The organism is Terriglobales bacterium, from assembly GCA_035573675.1.
Classification (GTDB): domain Bacteria; phylum Acidobacteriota; class Terriglobia; order Terriglobales; family Acidobacteriaceae; genus DATMAB01.
The window spans coordinates 13,256-27,420 of the sequence record DATMAB010000014.1 but is presented as its reverse complement, the minus strand read 5'-3'; the positions used below and the strand labels follow the sequence as shown (position 1 = coordinate 27,420).

Annotated in this window: 13 protein-coding genes; 11 read left to right on the top strand and 2 right to left on the bottom strand. The window is 64.0% G+C overall.

Annotated features, from left to right (window positions below):
• Both VNK82_05490 and malQ read left to right on the top strand, forming a co-directional pair.
• On the top strand, positions 1-1,816 hold a 1,816-nt coding region (locus VNK82_05490), incomplete at its 5' end, for a peptidyl-prolyl cis-trans isomerase (GenBank protein ID HXE90401.1).
• Between the two features lie 73 nt (positions 1,817-1,889).
• Complete coding sequence (gene malQ, locus VNK82_05485; GenBank protein HXE90400.1) at positions 1,890-3,431, top strand: 4-alpha-glucanotransferase; 1,542 nt, start codon at positions 1,890-1,892, stop codon at positions 3,429-3,431.
• Between the two features lie 167 nt (positions 3,432-3,598).
• On the opposite strand, the gene VNK82_05480 is transcribed toward malQ, so the two are convergent.
• Complete coding sequence (locus tag VNK82_05480) at positions 3,599-4,060, bottom strand: hemerythrin domain-containing protein (GenBank protein ID HXE90399.1); 462 nt, start codon at positions 4,058-4,060, stop codon at positions 3,599-3,601.
• 147 nt (positions 4,061-4,207) lie between these two features.
• Here VNK82_05480 and VNK82_05475 point away from each other — a divergent pair, with 147 nt between their 5' ends.
• The 9 genes from VNK82_05475 to VNK82_05435 all read left to right on the top strand — a co-directional run bounded on the left by VNK82_05475 (position 4,208) and on the right by VNK82_05435 (position 11,946).
• Positions 4,208-4,393 carry a hypothetical protein gene (locus VNK82_05475; protein ID HXE90398.1) on the top strand — a complete coding sequence of 62 codons (186 nt, stop codon included), beginning with the start codon at positions 4,208-4,210 and terminating at the stop codon, positions 4,391-4,393.
• A complete protein-coding gene (locus tag VNK82_05470) occupies positions 4,390-5,250 on the top strand; it encodes a 3-hydroxyacyl-CoA dehydrogenase NAD-binding domain-containing protein (protein ID HXE90397.1) in 861 nt (286 codons plus the stop codon). Before VNK82_05475 ends, VNK82_05470 begins: the two co-directional genes overlap by 4 nt.
• A gap of 144 nt (positions 5,251-5,394) precedes the next feature.
• Entirely contained in the window at positions 5,395-6,300 is a 906-nt protein-coding gene (locus VNK82_05465) for a site-specific DNA-methyltransferase (GenBank protein HXE90396.1), read from the top strand.
• Positions 6,297-6,719, top strand: coding sequence for a PD-(D/E)XK nuclease superfamily protein (locus VNK82_05460; GenBank protein ID HXE90395.1), 423 nt, complete (start codon positions 6,297-6,299; stop codon positions 6,717-6,719). The genes VNK82_05465 and VNK82_05460 overlap by 4 nt, the downstream gene beginning before the upstream one ends.
• A gap of 466 nt (positions 6,720-7,185) precedes the next feature.
• Entirely contained in the window at positions 7,186-7,674 is a 489-nt protein-coding gene (locus VNK82_05455; protein ID HXE90394.1) for a hypothetical protein, read from the top strand.
• A 141-nt stretch (positions 7,675-7,815) separates the two neighbouring features.
• Entirely contained in the window at positions 7,816-9,054 is a 1,239-nt protein-coding gene (locus VNK82_05450; GenBank protein ID HXE90393.1) for an ABC transporter permease, read from the top strand.
• A gap of 42 nt (positions 9,055-9,096) precedes the next feature.
• Positions 9,097-10,338, top strand: a complete 1,242-nt coding sequence (locus VNK82_05445; protein ID HXE90392.1) for an ABC transporter permease — start codon at positions 9,097-9,099, stop codon at positions 10,336-10,338.
• A gap of 119 nt (positions 10,339-10,457) precedes the next feature.
• Positions 10,458-10,751 (top strand): hypothetical protein, encoded by a 294-nt coding sequence (locus tag VNK82_05440; GenBank protein ID HXE90391.1) that lies wholly within the window; start codon positions 10,458-10,460, stop codon positions 10,749-10,751.
• A gap of 85 nt (positions 10,752-10,836) precedes the next feature.
• Complete coding sequence (locus VNK82_05435) at positions 10,837-11,946, top strand: SAM-dependent methyltransferase (GenBank protein ID HXE90390.1); 1,110 nt, start codon at positions 10,837-10,839, stop codon at positions 11,944-11,946.
• 132 nt (positions 11,947-12,078) lie between these two features.
• Here the strand turns inward: VNK82_05435 and VNK82_05430 are convergent, their stop codons facing one another.
• A complete protein-coding gene (locus VNK82_05430; protein HXE90389.1) occupies positions 12,079-14,127 on the bottom strand; it encodes a M1 family aminopeptidase in 2,049 nt (682 codons plus the stop codon).
• Positions 14,128-14,165: the final 38 nt, after the last annotated feature.

The window sequence follows — 14,165 nt, the reverse complement described above, 5'->3', positions numbered from 1 at the left end:
CGACGAGCAGATCACCACCCTCGAAGTGCAGGAAGCCGCCCGCCGCATCGGCCGCCAGCAGTTCCAGCGCAACATCCCCGCGCAGTTGCTGCCGTTTTTCATCCAGCGCGCCGCCGATTCCCTCGTTGTGGACAAGGTCATGCTCTTCGAGGCCCGCCGCCTCGGGTTGCAAGTCTCCGAGGAAGAAGTCCGCCAGACCCTGCGCACCGGCTTCCTGGGCGCGCAGCTTTTTCCCGGCGGCAAGTTCATCGGCCAGCCCAACTACGAGGCCTTCGTCCAGCAGAACTTCCAGATGACCGTGATGCAACTGGAGCAGGCCCTCCGCAACCAGATCCTGGAAGAGAAGCTGCGCGCGGTCATCGTCGGCGGCACCTCCGTTTCTGCGAAAGAGGTCGAACTCGAGTTCCAGCGCCAGAACCGCAAGATCCGTTTCGACTACGCCTTGTTGCGCCCGGAGGACATCAGCAAGAGCATTCAGCCCACCGAGGCCGAGCTGCGGGCCTACATGCAGGCCAACCAGGCGCGCTACGCCAACGCCATCCCGGAAAAGCGCCAGGTGCGCTACGTGCAGATCGACGAGGCCATGGCGCGGCAGAAGGTCGAAGTGACGCCGCAGGACCTGCAGCGCGCCTACAACGACCGCCGCGACCAGTTCCGCATCCCCGAGCAGGTGGACGTCCGCCACATCCTGGTGAAGACTCCCGACCCCGGCCCCGACGGCAAAGTGGATCCCAAGGCGCTCGAGACGGCCCGCAAGAAAGCCGAAGACATCCTCAAGCAGCTTCGCGCCGGCGCTGACTTCGCCACCCTGGCGAAAAAATACTCCGACGACCCCGGCAGCAAGGAAGAAGGCGGGCTGTATCACGGTGTCACCCGTGGCCGCATGGTGCCGGAGTTCGAGCGCGCCGCGTTCTCCCTTCCTCCCGGCCAGATCAGCGACCTGGTGCAGACCCAGTTCGGCTTCCACATCCTGAAAGTGGAGAAGCACGAGCAGGCGCACGTGCAGACGCTCGAAGAAGTGCGCGACCGGCTCGAGCCCCACATCCGCGAGGAAAAAGCGGCGCGCGCGGTCGAGGAGCTGGCCAGCCGCCTGGAGTCCGAAGCCCGCCGCTCCGACCTCAACACTGCCGCCGGCAAATTGGGCTTCGCCACCGTCACCACGCAATTCTTCAGCCGCACGGACACCCTGCCCGGTATCGGCTTTGCGCCCGCCTTCACCGAAGCGGTCTTCAACGCGCGCGAGAAGGCGCCGCCCTCCATCGCGCGCATGTCACAGGGCTACATCGTGTTCGAGTTGCTCGGCATCCAGCCCGGACGCGCCGGCACGTTCGAGGAACTGCGCTCGCGCATCGAGGAAGACTTCCGCAACGAGCGCTCGCAGCAGCTCCTCCAGCAGCGCACCAGCGAGCTTTCCGATCGCGCTCGCGCCGGGCACGACCTGCGGAAGGCAGCGCGCGAACTCGGCGCCGAAGTCCGCACCTCCGAGTTGGTCACCACCTCCAGCCAGGTTCCGGAACTCGGCCTGATGTCCGGTCCCGCCTCGGTCGCCTTCCTGCTCAAGCCGGGTGAGATCAGCGGGCCCATCCAGGCCGGCCGTAATGGCGTGGTCATCGCCATGCTTGAGCGCCAGGATCCCGATCCCGCCGTCCTCGAGCAGGAGAAGGACCAGATCCGTGACCGCCTGCTGGCCCGCAAGCGCGACACTCTCATGCAGGTCTACATCGGCGCTCTGGTCGAGCGTCTCGAGAAAGAAGGCAAGATCAAGCGCAACCGGCAGGAGCTGGAGCGGCTGACCGGTTCCCTCGGCGCCAGCTAGCGAATCGCCACGGCCAGGTTCACGGCTCTCGGTTGACAGCCGGGCCGCCGGGGCGAAATCCTAGCCGCTCCTCATGCCTTTCACCCGTGCCAGCGGGATCCTGCTGCACCCGACGTCGCTGCCCTCGCGCGGCGGCATCGGCGACCTGGGCCCGGCGGCTTACCTCTTCCTCGACTTCCTCTCGGCTGCGCGCCAGCGCCTGTGGCAGGTGCTGCCCCTCGCGCCCGCCGGTCTCGGCAACTCGCCCTACTCGGCCACCTCGGCCTTCGCCGGCAACCCGCTGCTCATCAGCCTGGAGCGGCTGGCCGAACGCGGCTGGTTGACCGCGGAGCACCTGCGCGACCTCCCCGCGCCTTCCCCATCGGTGGACTACGCCGCCGTCCGCCGCCGCAAGCTGCCCTTGCTGCGCGAGGCGGCGCGCAACTTCCTCGCCAAGGCCGCCGCAGCCCAGCGCGAGCGTTTCGAGCGGTTCTGCTCCGAGCACGCGGCCTGGCTCAACGATTTCGCACTCTACGACGCCTTGCGCACCCGCCACGGCGAGCAGGCCTGGAACCGCTGGCCGTCGGCCATCGCCCACCGCCAGCCCGCCGCCCTGGACCGCGCTCGCGAATATCTCGCCGCCGACGTCGAAGTCGGCCGCATCATCCAGTTCTTCTTCTTCGAGCAGTGGAACGCGCTGCACGCCGAGGCGCGCCGCCGCGGCATCCGCCTGGTGGGCGACGCCGCCATCTTCGTCAGCCTCGATTCCGCTGACGTCTGGGCCCACCGCGAGATGTTCACCATCCGCGATGACGACCTCGAGCCCTATGTGGTCGCTGGCGTCCCGCCCGACCTGTTCAGCCAGACTGGCCAGCGCTGGGGCAATCCTCTCTACCGCTGGGAGGTGCTCGCCGCCCGCGGCTACGACTGGTGGATCGAGCGCGTGCGCATGGCCCTGCGCACCTGCGACCTCCTGCGCCTCGACCATTTCCGCGGCTTCGAGCAGTACTGGGAGATTCCCGCGAACGATCCCACCGCCGTCAATGGACGCTGGCAGTCGGGGCCGGGCGACCACCTCTTCCGCGCCCTCAGCGCCGCGCTCGGCGAGTTGCCGCTGATTGCCGAAGACCTCGGCTACATCACGCCCGAGGTGCACGCCCTGCGCAGCCGCTGGAACATCCCCGGCATGAAGGTGCTGCAGTTCGCCTTCGGCAACCCGGGCGCCCATATCTATCTGCCGCACCGCTACGAGACCAACTGCGTCGTCTACACCGGCACCCACGACAACGACACCGTGCGCGGTTGGTGGCAATCCGGAGCCACCGACGCCGAGCGCCGCCACGCCGAAGCCTACTTCGGCCGCGATCCCGATGGCATGAACTGGGCTTTCATCCGCGGCGCTTTGGCTTCGCCCGCCGTGCTCGCCCTCTTCCCGCTGCAGGATGCGCTGGGATTGGGCAGCGAAGCCCGCATGAACGTTCCCAGCCGCCCCGACGGCAACTGGACCTGGCGCTTCCTGCCCGATGCGCTCACGCCGGCTCTCGCCGACCGCCTCGCCGTGCTCGCCGAAGTCACCGACCGCGACCCCGCGCCGCCTTCCGCCGCACCCGCGGCCGCCGAGGACTTCTGCGCCTGAATTGACGCTGTCTTCAAAGGGCGCGGCTTTCAGCCGCGCTGTAAAAGCCCGTCTGGCAAGATTTTTTTCGGGCTTCAGCCCGGAAAGCTGAGGCCCAACCCTCTGCTCGTTCGCATAGCCAAGAGCCAAAAACCAAGAGCCAAAGGCCAGGAGCCAGCAGCTAGGGGCTAGTAGCTCACCTTGCAGGACGGCCCGCTCAGCCGCTTCTGCATGGCGCGTCCCAGTTCTTCCAGGCGGTCGGCGGGGACGAGCTTCTGCATCTGCTCGAAGAGCTGGCGCTCTTCCTTGCGGATGTGCTGGTCGAGCAGGGCGACGAAGCGCTCCAGTTCCTTGGCGTCCAGCGTGCCGCGTTCGGCGCGCTGGAAGCTGTCGCGCAGCGCGGCATGATCGCGCAGCAGTTCTTCCACCAGCGGCGCCAGGGCAGGGAAGTTGCGCGCCTCCGGGAACAGCACTTCTTCTTCCGCCACGAAGTGGACGCCGATCTCGCTGGCAAAGGCCTCGCGCAGCTCGCCGCGCCACTTCTCCATGCTGGCCTTGCCGGAACTGAGCGCGCGGCGGATCAGCACGCACATGGCCAGCGCGTGCTGGTGCTGCCGGGAGAGCGGAACCAGATTCCGGTCGCGCAGCATGGCGAAAACATTCTAGCGCGGGCGCAAGGGGCGTCTTTACTAAATCACAGGCAGCAGTGACAATAGCCAGTTCCCGCCGCGCCGCCGGACATTCCCGGCGAAGCCCGCGAGTCGCGGCGCTGGTGCGCGGAGCCCAAGGAGCCTGCCATGATCGTGACCGGCGAAATCATTCGCATGATGAACTACGTGGACGACATCGCCGCCACGCTGCGGCGCATCACCGCCAACTTCAGCTTCATGACCGCGGAAGAAAAAAAGCAACTGGCCGAGTACATGCGTAAGGTCGAGCCCAATTATTTGAGCGTGATCGAGCAACTGGAGCGCAGCGAGTGAGGGCTGAGATCCGCACCATCTCCGTGATCGGCGCCGGGCTGATGGGCCGGGGCATCGCGCACGCCGCCGCCCTCGCCGGCTATCGCACCATCCTCGAGGACATCCTCCCGGAAAGCCTGCGCCGCGCCCAGAGCGAGATCCAGGCCAACCTCGCCAAGGCCGTCGAGATCGGCAAGGTCAGCCGCGAGGATGCCGACGCTGCTTACGCGCGCATCGAGTTCGCGGGTTCCGTGGACGAGGCCGCGCGCGCCGCCGACCTGGTCATCGAAGCCGTGCCGGAAGAGATTGAATCCAAGATCGAGATCTTCACCCTGCTCGATAAGATCTGCCCGCCGCATACCATCCTGGCCTCGAACACCTCGTCGCTCTCCATCACCGAGATCGCCTCGGTCACCTACCGCGCGCCCAAATGCCTGGGCATGCACTTTTTCAATCCCGTGCACAAGATGAAGCTGCTCGAGGTCGTGCGCGCCCTCGAAACCGACGAACCGACGCTCGCCGCCGCGGTCGAAGTGGGCCGGCGCATGGGCAAGGAAGTGGTGGTGGTGAAAGAGTCGCCGGGTTTCATCACCAGCCGCATCAACGCCATGATCGGCAACGAAGCGTTCTACATGCTGCAGGAGGGCGTGGCCTCCGCCGCCGACATCGACAAGGCCCTGAAGCTCGGCCTGAACCACCCCATGGGTCCGTTCGAGCTGGTGGACCTGGTCGGCCTGGATACGCGCCTGCACATCCTCGAATACCTGCACAAATCTCTGGGAGAGAAGTTCCGCCCCTGCCCGCTGCTGGTGCAGTACGTCAAGGCCGGCCGCCTGGGCCGCAAAAGCGGGCGCGGGGTCTACGAGTATCCGAAGTAGGGAAAGGCTTTCCACGCAGAGGTTACCCGGAGGCCAGTCTGTACGAGCCGCACCTTCTACAACGAATGCCTGATCGCTGGGTCTACAGACGTGTGCTAGGATGAGCAGCACCAAGAGCTAAGAGGTGAGGAAAAGCTCGTCCGAATGTCTACCGTAAATCGAGTGCGGCCGGATGATCAGCTGAGTGCAGGAACGGTGACACCAAGGCTGCCGGAACCGATCCACTACGACACTAAGCACAGTATCAAGGTCTTCCAGGGTGATGCCCTCGAGCTGCTCGCCGCTATTCCGAATGACAGTGTCGACCTAATCTTCGCTGACCCACCCTACTTCCTCTCGAATGGAGGCATCTCGTGCCACGCCGGGAGAATGGTCAGTGTGAACAAGGGAAGTTGGGATCGCTCCCGCGGACCAGATGGGAATCACGAATTCAATCTGCGCTGGTTAGGTCAATGTCAGCGAATCCTCAAAAAGAATGGAAGTATCTGGGTTAGTGGAACAAGCCACGTGATCCACTCTATTGGATTCGCAATGCAGCAACTGGGCTATAAGCTCTTGAACGACATTTCTTGGGTAAAACCGAATCCGCCGCCCAACCTTTCGTGCCGGTATTTTACTCACGCGACCGAAACCATTATCTGGGCCTCGAAAAACCGCAAGTCCAAGCATGTCTTCAACTACAAACTCATGAAGGAACTGGCTGGCGGCAAGCAGATGAAAAGTGTCTGGCAAATAGCGGCGCCAGAGCGGTCAGAGAAGATCTACGGAAAACATCCCACACAAAAGCCACTACAGCTTCTTGAGAGAATCATCCTAGCCTCCTCGCATGAGGGAGACGTCGTACTGGATCCTTTCATGGGTAGTGGCACGACCGCTGTGGCAGCATTCAGACTGCGGAGAAGATTTCGGGGAATCGAGATAGATCGGAAGTGGATAGATGTCGCCCTCAAGAGATTGCGCAGTGAATTGGACTTAGGCGCGGTCCAGCCTGACGACCGAAGGGCTTCGTCTGCGGATCGTTTCTCAACCCCCTCCCCTTCACTGATATGACGCCGCGTGATACCCGAACAGGGCACGTTCTAGAACGGATGATTCTGCCGTCCCTCCAACAGGGTGGATATGCGTGCGAGACGCAAAAAACTGTGGGTAACCGAATCGGCGGCGGTAGGCACAAAGTCGATGCGATTGCCACCAAAGCTGGCCGAAATCTGTTGGTCTCACTCAAGTGGCAACAAGTCGGAGGAACGGCTGAGCAGAAAGTGCCCTTCGAAGTGATCTGCCTCATGAAAGCGGTACGAGACAGTAGCGGTACATATGAGAAGGCATACCTAGTCTTGGGTGGCCGAGGATGGAAGTTAAGGGACGCTTTTGTCAAAGGCGAGCTGAAGAGGTACATCCCTTATCAGGGGCTCGTGGAGATCGTGGCGCTTGAGGACTTCGTTGCCCTAGCTAACGGCGGCAAACTGTAGACAGGTCGCCCACTTGCGAGGGCCTGGCCCCCACCCTTGGCGATCCCGCTATTGGACCGATAGCGTGGGAACAGGTCCCCCTCGCCCATCTCCTCCATCACTGCCCCGTCGCCGCCGGGGAAAGCCTGGCGTTTCCCCTCCACCAGCGTTCCAGTCAGCCCACGGCGGACGACGCATCGTAGCCCAACACTTAAATCGCTGGGCTACTTTCACTCTGTCCCTCCGGGACATACCCCGTGCCGCTTATCGCTAATTGCTTATTGCTTCATTTTTCTCTTGACAAACTGCTATGTAATGCTATACTGAGAGAGATTACAATCGCTTGGAGGAATAACCAGCCTGTTTTCAAGATTTTGCCCCTAACCCCTTTCGCGTCAGGATTTTGCGCCGCCCAAATGCGCTAAGTCCCTGCTCCTTCAAGAATTTCCGCGAAATACCCGGGGGAGGGGTATCAGGAGAAAGAAACATGTCTCAAGCCAAGAAAGCTCGCCTCTGCGACCATGTCCACGCCAACGGCGCATTCTGCATGTCCCCGGCGCTCCGCCGCGACCGCTTCTGCTATTTCCACCTGCGCGACCGTCAGCGCCGCCAGCTCTTGCGCCGCCTCTCGCCGCCGGACTCCGATGCCGCCGTCTTCGACGCCCTCGACCTGCCCGCCTTCGAGGACGCCAACGCCATCCAGGTGGCCGTCACTGCCGTGTTCCGCGCCCTCGGCGCGCGCCGCATCAAGCCCCGCCGCGCCGCCCTGCTGCTCTACGCCCTGCAGATTGCCCACGCCAACCTGCCCGGCGTTGATTTCCATCCGCCTGCCGATGCCGATGTCCTCGAACGCGATTGCGAGCCCATCAACCTGCCCGAACCCGAAGCAAAGGAGAAGGAAAACGAGGAAGCGCAGCAAGCCGCCCGCTCTCCCGAGCCTGGCGTCCCGGCCCTTCCCCAGCCGCTGGCGAGTTGAGCCTTTAACCGGCAGCTAGAGGTTCTCGAAGCGTGACTTTCTGGGATCCGGCTCGTCCAAGTATGAAGCGCCCTAATCCTTCCCTCCCAGGGGGAACCGGGCGGGCCCGGGCTGCGTAGTAACCGGTGTAGAATCATGCGGATGTTCCTCGACATTTTCCGGCAGACGCTGCGCACCCTGTGGGCGCACAAGCTGCGCTCCTTCCTGACCATGTTCGGGATTGCCTGGGGTGTGGGCTCGCTCTTGCTGCTAATCGGTCTGGGCGAAGGCTTTCGCTCGGGCAACAAGCGGCAACTGGAGACCATCGGCAAGGACATCATGTTCATGTTCGGGGGGCGGATTCCGGCGGTGGAGGGCAGCTACAACTCCATGCGGCGCTTCTACCTGAACTACGACGACTACCTGGCGGTGAAGGCCGAGGCCCGGCACCTGAAGGACCTGACGCCGGTCATCAACCGCGGCGACATCCGGGCGCAGAGCGAGTTCCAGAGCACCAACGGGCAGGTGTTCGGGGTGATGGCGAGTTACGACAAGATCCGCTACATGCCCATGAGCGGCGGGCGCTGGTTCAACGATCTGGACGACGCCGAGCGCCGCTTCGTGTGCGTCATCGGCGACGAGATGCGGCGCAACATGTTCCCCGGGCGCCCGTACCTGGGCCAGACCATCCTGCTGAACGGCATGCGCTTCACGGTGATCGGCTCGATCGAGAAGATGCGGGGCGAGTCCAGCATGACCGACATGCGCGTGTTCATTCCGTTCCAGACCATGCGGTCATACTTCCCCGAGAAAGAAGACCCTATCCCGGATGCGGTCAGCTTTTTGAACTTCACGCCGCGCACTACGGAAGAGCACGAGCTGGCCAAGATGGAAGTGCGGAAAATCATCGCCAAGCGCAAGGGCTTTGACTATCGCATCGAAGACGCCTGGTGGGATTGGGACACCATCGAGTCGCAGAAGACCATCGGCAAGATCTTCGACGCCATGAACCTGTTCCTGGGCGGGGTGGGACTGGTGACCCTGGCGCTGGGCGCTATCGGCATCATCAACATCATGCTGGTCTCGGTGACCGAGCGCACCAAGGAGATCGGGCTGCGCAAGGCGCTGGGCGCAACCAACCGCAGCATCCTCACGCAGTTTTTCCTGGAAGGCGCGTTCCTTACGCTCATCAGCGGAGCCGTGGGGATCGCCGCAGCGGCCGGGCTCATGCTGGCCCTGGCGCAGTTGCCGGCGCCGGAAGGCTTCGACACGCCGCGGCTCGTGCCCTCGTCGGCCACCGTGGCCGTGCTCTCGCTGGCGTTCGCCGGCATCGTGGCCGGGTTGTATCCCGCGCGCAAGGCAGCGCTCATGCAGCCGGTGGAAGCGCTGCGACAAGAATAGAGGGGCAGGCGGCAGCAAGCAGGAGGCAGGGAAGGCGGAGAGATGGTTCGCGATTTGATGGGACAGGCGTACGGGTCGCTGCGGCACAATCGCAGCCGCGCCACGCTCACCATGCTGGGCATGGCCTGGGGCATCGCCACCGTGGTGCTGCTGCTGGCCTACGGGGCCGGCTTCCAGCGGGCCATCGAGAACATCTTCGCCAACTTTGGCGCCAAGATGATCGGCGTCTTCCCAGGCCGCACCTCGATGCAGGCCGGCGGGTCCAAAGCGGGCACCGAGATCCGCCTGACCATGGACGACGTGGAGCGCATCCGCGCCGGTGTGCCGCTGGTGAGCCGCATCAGTCCCATGGCCTGGCACAACACCAGCGTCCAGCGCGATGCGCGCAACTACGACTGGGAGGTGGTCGGCTGCTATCCCGGCCTGGCCCGAATGCGCAACCTGGAAATCGAGCAGGGCCGCTTCTTCAACGAAGGAGACGCCGATGCCCGCGCCCGGGTGGTGGTATTGAGCTCGGATTCCAAGCTCAAGCTGTTCTCCGGACAATATGCCCTGGGCGAGAAGGTGCGGATCGGCGGCATCAGCTTCGAAGTCATCGGATTCCTCAAGCCCAAGATGTCGGAAGGCAACGACAACATCAACACCCAGGTCTACATTCCCTTCACCACCATGAGCGACCTGAAAGACACCTACTATTTGAACGGCATCTTCCTCGACTACGAGGGCATGGAATACGAGAAGGTGGAAACCCAGGTGCGCACGGTGCTGGGCCAGACGCATGGCTTCAATCCCAAGGACAAGCGCGCCGTGTGGGTGTTCAACACCATGAAAGACCTCAAGCAGTTCCACGTCATCTCGGCCGGCCTGCGCATCCTGTTGGCGTTCATCGGGACCTTGACCCTGGGCATCGGGGGCGTGGGGCTGATGAACATCATGCTGGTTTCGGTGACGCAGCGCACGCGCGAGATTGGGGTGGAAAAGGCCCTGGGCGCGCGCCGCCGCGACATCCTGTTCCAGTTCCTGGCCGAGGCGCTGGTCATCACCTTTGCTGGCGGATTGCTGGGCGTGGCCATCGCCTACGCCATCTCCTGGTCGGCGGGCTCGCTGACGCTCTATAGCGCCATCGCCAAGAACGCCACCGCGGGCGATATCCAGCTCGCCATCGATCCCTTCACGCTCCTGGTGGCCACGGTGATCCTGGGCCTCGTGGGATTGATCAGCGGCATGCTCCCGGCCATCAAGGCCTCACGGCTCGATCCCATCGAGGCGCTAAGGTACGAGTGAGGGAATTGAATCATTGAATCAGTGACTGACTGCTGATTCCTGAGTGCCGAGTGCTGACCGCTTGCTCGTTCGTCAACTCTGTTTGAATCGCCAGGTGATCCTGCCGATAGAATGCGATCATGTCGGAACAGGCCGTCAACGCCCGCTTGCAGCGCGTGCGGGAACAACTGCGGAAGTACGAGCATCCGCTGCTGACCTTCGATGCCCGCGAGCAGGGCGACGGCGTCGAGGTGACCATCAACTTCAAGAACCCGCCGGTCCCGGTGCACGAATACGTCTTCCCAATGCATCCGCGCGACCTGGACCATCCCAACTTCGAGTGGAGCTTCCAGCGCCAGCTCTATGACTGCCTGCACGACTACCTGATCGAGATGTTCGTGCGGACGCCGCAGGATAAGGGCGACCAGCGATAAGCGATTTGCGATAAGCAAAGACGGTTGAGCGGTTGGCTTATTGCTTATCGCTTACTGCTTATTGCGATTGATTAGAATTCACGACGTGTCTCTCCGCGAGCGCATCATCTGGGAAATCGAGCAGCGCGGGCCGATTCCGTTCTCGCGCTATATGGAGATGTGCCTGTACGAACCGGAAGAGGGTTACTACAGCCGGCCGCAGGAGAAGTTCGGCCGCGCCGGTGATTTCTACACCTCGAGTGACGTGCACGCCGTTTTCGGGCGGCTGCTGGCCCGCCAGTTCGAGGAGATGTGGCGACGCCTGGGAGCACCGGCGCGGCTGGAGCTCGTCGAACTCGGGCCGGGCTGCGGCCTGTTCGCCCGCGACGTCCTCGACTGGTCCAGGAAGAAGCTCCCGCAGTTTTTCGCGGCGCTCGACTGCCGCCTGGTGGAATCATCGCCCAGCCTGCGGCGCGGCCTGGAGGAGCGGCTGGGCGAATATGTGGCGCAGAAGAAAGTTTCCGTTGCGGTGGACATGGATGAGAGCGCGCCGGCGCAGCACGCCATCGTATTCGCCAACGAGTTCTTTGACGCGCTGCCGGTCGAAGTGTTGGACGCCCGCGGTGAGTTGCGCGTGGGCGCGCACGAGGGACGGTTTGCGGAAATGTTCGTCCCGCCGACGCGAGAGGTGTTGGAGTGTCTGGACCTGTATGGCGTGCATCCGGAAGACGGCGAGCGGGTGGAAGCGGGCCTGGAAGCGCAGCGCTGGGTGTCGCGCATGGCGCGGATTGCCGAGCGCGCGTTCTTCGTGCTGATCGATTACGGCTACACGCGCGAAGAATTGCTGGCCGGGCGGCATCGCGGCACGGTGATGGCCTACCGACGGCACACGGCGAGCGCGAATCCCTACGACGCTCCGGGGGAGCAGGACATCACCGCGCACGTGAACTTCACCGCGCTCTCCGGTGCGGCGCGCGAGGCCGGGCTCGACGTGCTGGGCCTGGTGACGCAGGCGCAGTTCCTGATGGGGATCGGGGAAGCGAACCAGTTCGCCGACGCCTTCGAAGATTGCCGGATGCCGCAGGAGCGCGCCAAGGTCGCGCTGCAGCTCAAGCACCTGGTGTCGCCTGCGGGCATGGGCGAGAGCTTCCAGGTGCTGGTGCTGGGCAAGGGAGTCACGAAGGAGGGGATTCGCGGGTTGGCGTTCGGGCGTTAGTCGTTGCGCTGCCCGGCCCTCGCGCCTTCCTCGTCCGCCTAGCGGCGGACTCGTCGGAGCGAGGGTCGGGTAAGTTCCGTGGACGTGCCGGAACGCCGGGCTAAAGCCCGGCTCTTCCACCGAAAAGAACGGCTAGAGTCCGCTCTTGCGCTCCCCCGTGTAAGGCGAATCGAGGTAGCGGCGGGCTTCGTCGAGAGCGCCCTGGGTGTTGTCGTTGGTCTGCAGGGCCTGGCGATATTCGTTGACGGCACGCTCGCGCTGCCCGGTGACGTCGTAGATTTTGCCCAACTGGATGCGGCTCCAAACTTCGGTCCAGCGGGGTTCGCCGTCGCCGCTCAGGGAGTCGCGGTAGGAGTTGGCGGCGGCCTGGTAATTGCGCTGCAGGAAGAAGACCTCGGCGATGCGGTAGTGGGCGAGCGAACTGTTCTTGTTGGCGTCCAGCGCCTTCTGGAATTCGGCCAGCGCTTCGGCCAGCGCGCCCTGCTGCACCAGTTGCTGCCCGCGCAGGATGGCTACGCGGACCTTCAAGTCGGGATAGTTCTTGAGCACCCAGTTATTGGGGTCGATCTGGATGCGGCGCGGCTTGGTGGGCACATCGACGGCGAAGGGCGAAGCCGTCCCCACGACTTCGATGCGTCGTGTCTCGGTGGGGCCGTCGGTATCGATGCGCAGCTCCATGGGCATGCGGAACAGGTCGAGGTCCTGGCTGATCTCGCCCACGATGCGGAAGCCTTTTTCCACGCGGTAGACGGTGTACTTGTTCTTGAACTCGGGCGCGCCGGTGGAATAGAGCCACTGGGAGAAGAACGGATTGAGGCTCGCGCCGTGCGCGAACTCGGCCACCTTGCGGAAGTCCTCGGCGGTCGCGGCCTTGCCGGCGAACTGGGTGGCGAAGGTGCGCAGGGCGTTGTCGAAATTGGTGTCGCCCAGCACCCAGCGGAGCATGTGCAGCACCATGGCGCCTTTTTCGGTGACCAGGGACTGGAACTCAGGAGAGAAGGGATCCAGGCGGCTGACGCTGCCCAGCGGCACGGTGTCATAGGCGAGGGCGCCGACGGACATGTCCTTGGCCATCTCCTGGTAGCCGGCCGGACCGGCCACCACCTCGACGTAGCGGGCCTCCGAGTAGCGGGCGAAGCCGTCGGTGAGCCAGGCGTCGTCCATGGAGGCGGCGGAGACGGAAACTCCCCACCACTGGTGGGCGATGGTGTTGGCCAGCAGGCGATAGTTGGGCGGGTCGGTGATGGCGCGCGAAACCAGCGCCGCAATCTCCGGCGCCCAGGCCGAAGGCAGCGTGTCCTCGGGCAACTCGACCAAATGGAGAATGGGCGAAGGCGCTCCGCCGTACATGGAGGAGAACACCTGGAACTCTTTCACCGCGGTGTCGGTGTAGGCGCCGATCAGGTCCTTGTGCTCGGGCTTGAAGTAGGTGCGCACGGTGACGCCGCCCGCCTCGCTCACCGCTTCCTGGAAGCGGCCGGCGATGATGGTCCCGGGGAAGCTGGGCTTCATCCATGCGAACGAGTAGGTCATTTTCGGTTCGCGCGCGACGGGAGTGGGCTGCGTCCGGGCTTTCGCCTGGGCGGCGGGCATGGTCTTGAGCGGCAATCCGCCGGCTACGATGTTGGTGCGCCCACTGCCCACCACGGTGTAGCCCTGAGGGACAGTGATATTCATGGTGGCCGTGAAGCGGTGCAGGTTCCATCCCGTCACCGGGAACCAGCGGCCGGAGTAGAGCAGATAGGAGGTGTCGGGACCGACATAGGCCAGGCTGAGTCCGTAGACGGGACTATCCACCGCCGACTGGAGGACGCCTTCGTAGTCGAAGTTGAGGGTGGTGCTTGCGCCCTTGGCCAGACCGGCCGGGAGCATGACGCGCACGGTGGAATCCTGGGTGACGCGTTCGACGGAAAGCTCGCGGCCCTGGGCGTCAGTGACGCGCGTGGGCCGCAGGGCGTTGTGCAGCTCGAAGACGGCGGTGGAGATGTCGTCGAGCGCGGTGAAGCGCACCTGGGCGGTGGCCTTCAGGCGGTGTTCGGCGGGGAAGAGCTCGGCGTCGATCCTGTAGTCTTCGGCGCGGATGCGGGGCGCTTCCGCCGCGAAGGCGGTAGAGACGAGCAACAGGACGATGGCGGGCGCCAGCTTGAGGATGGCCCGGCCCCGTCCCTGCGAATTGTCCATTCGGTTTTCCTCTGGCGACGACACGTTCTCTGATGAGT

Excerpts from the sequence above, each read along its gene's own strand:
- malQ (HXE90400.1), top strand. The coding sequence starts at position 1,890 with ATGCCTTTCACCCGTGCCAGCGGGATCCTGCTGCACCCGACGTCGCTG.
- VNK82_05480 (HXE90399.1), bottom strand. The coding sequence starts at position 4,060 with ATGCTGCGCGACCGGAATCTGGTTCCGCTCTCCCGGCAGCACCAGCAC.
- VNK82_05475 (HXE90398.1), top strand. The coding sequence starts at position 4,208 with ATGATCGTGACCGGCGAAATCATTCGCATGATGAACTACGTGGACGAC.
- VNK82_05465 (HXE90396.1), top strand. The coding sequence starts at position 5,395 with ATGTCTACCGTAAATCGAGTGCGGCCGGATGATCAGCTGAGTGCAGGA.
- VNK82_05460 (HXE90395.1), top strand. The coding sequence starts at position 6,297 with ATGACGCCGCGTGATACCCGAACAGGGCACGTTCTAGAACGGATGATT.
- VNK82_05455 (HXE90394.1), top strand. The coding sequence starts at position 7,186 with ATGTCTCAAGCCAAGAAAGCTCGCCTCTGCGACCATGTCCACGCCAAC.
- VNK82_05450 (HXE90393.1), top strand. The coding sequence starts at position 7,816 with ATGTTCCTCGACATTTTCCGGCAGACGCTGCGCACCCTGTGGGCGCAC.
- VNK82_05445 (HXE90392.1), top strand. The coding sequence starts at position 9,097 with ATGGTTCGCGATTTGATGGGACAGGCGTACGGGTCGCTGCGGCACAAT.
- VNK82_05440 (HXE90391.1), top strand. The coding sequence starts at position 10,458 with ATGTCGGAACAGGCCGTCAACGCCCGCTTGCAGCGCGTGCGGGAACAA.
- VNK82_05430 (HXE90389.1), bottom strand. The coding sequence starts at position 14,127 with ATGGACAATTCGCAGGGACGGGGCCGGGCCATCCTCAAGCTGGCGCCC.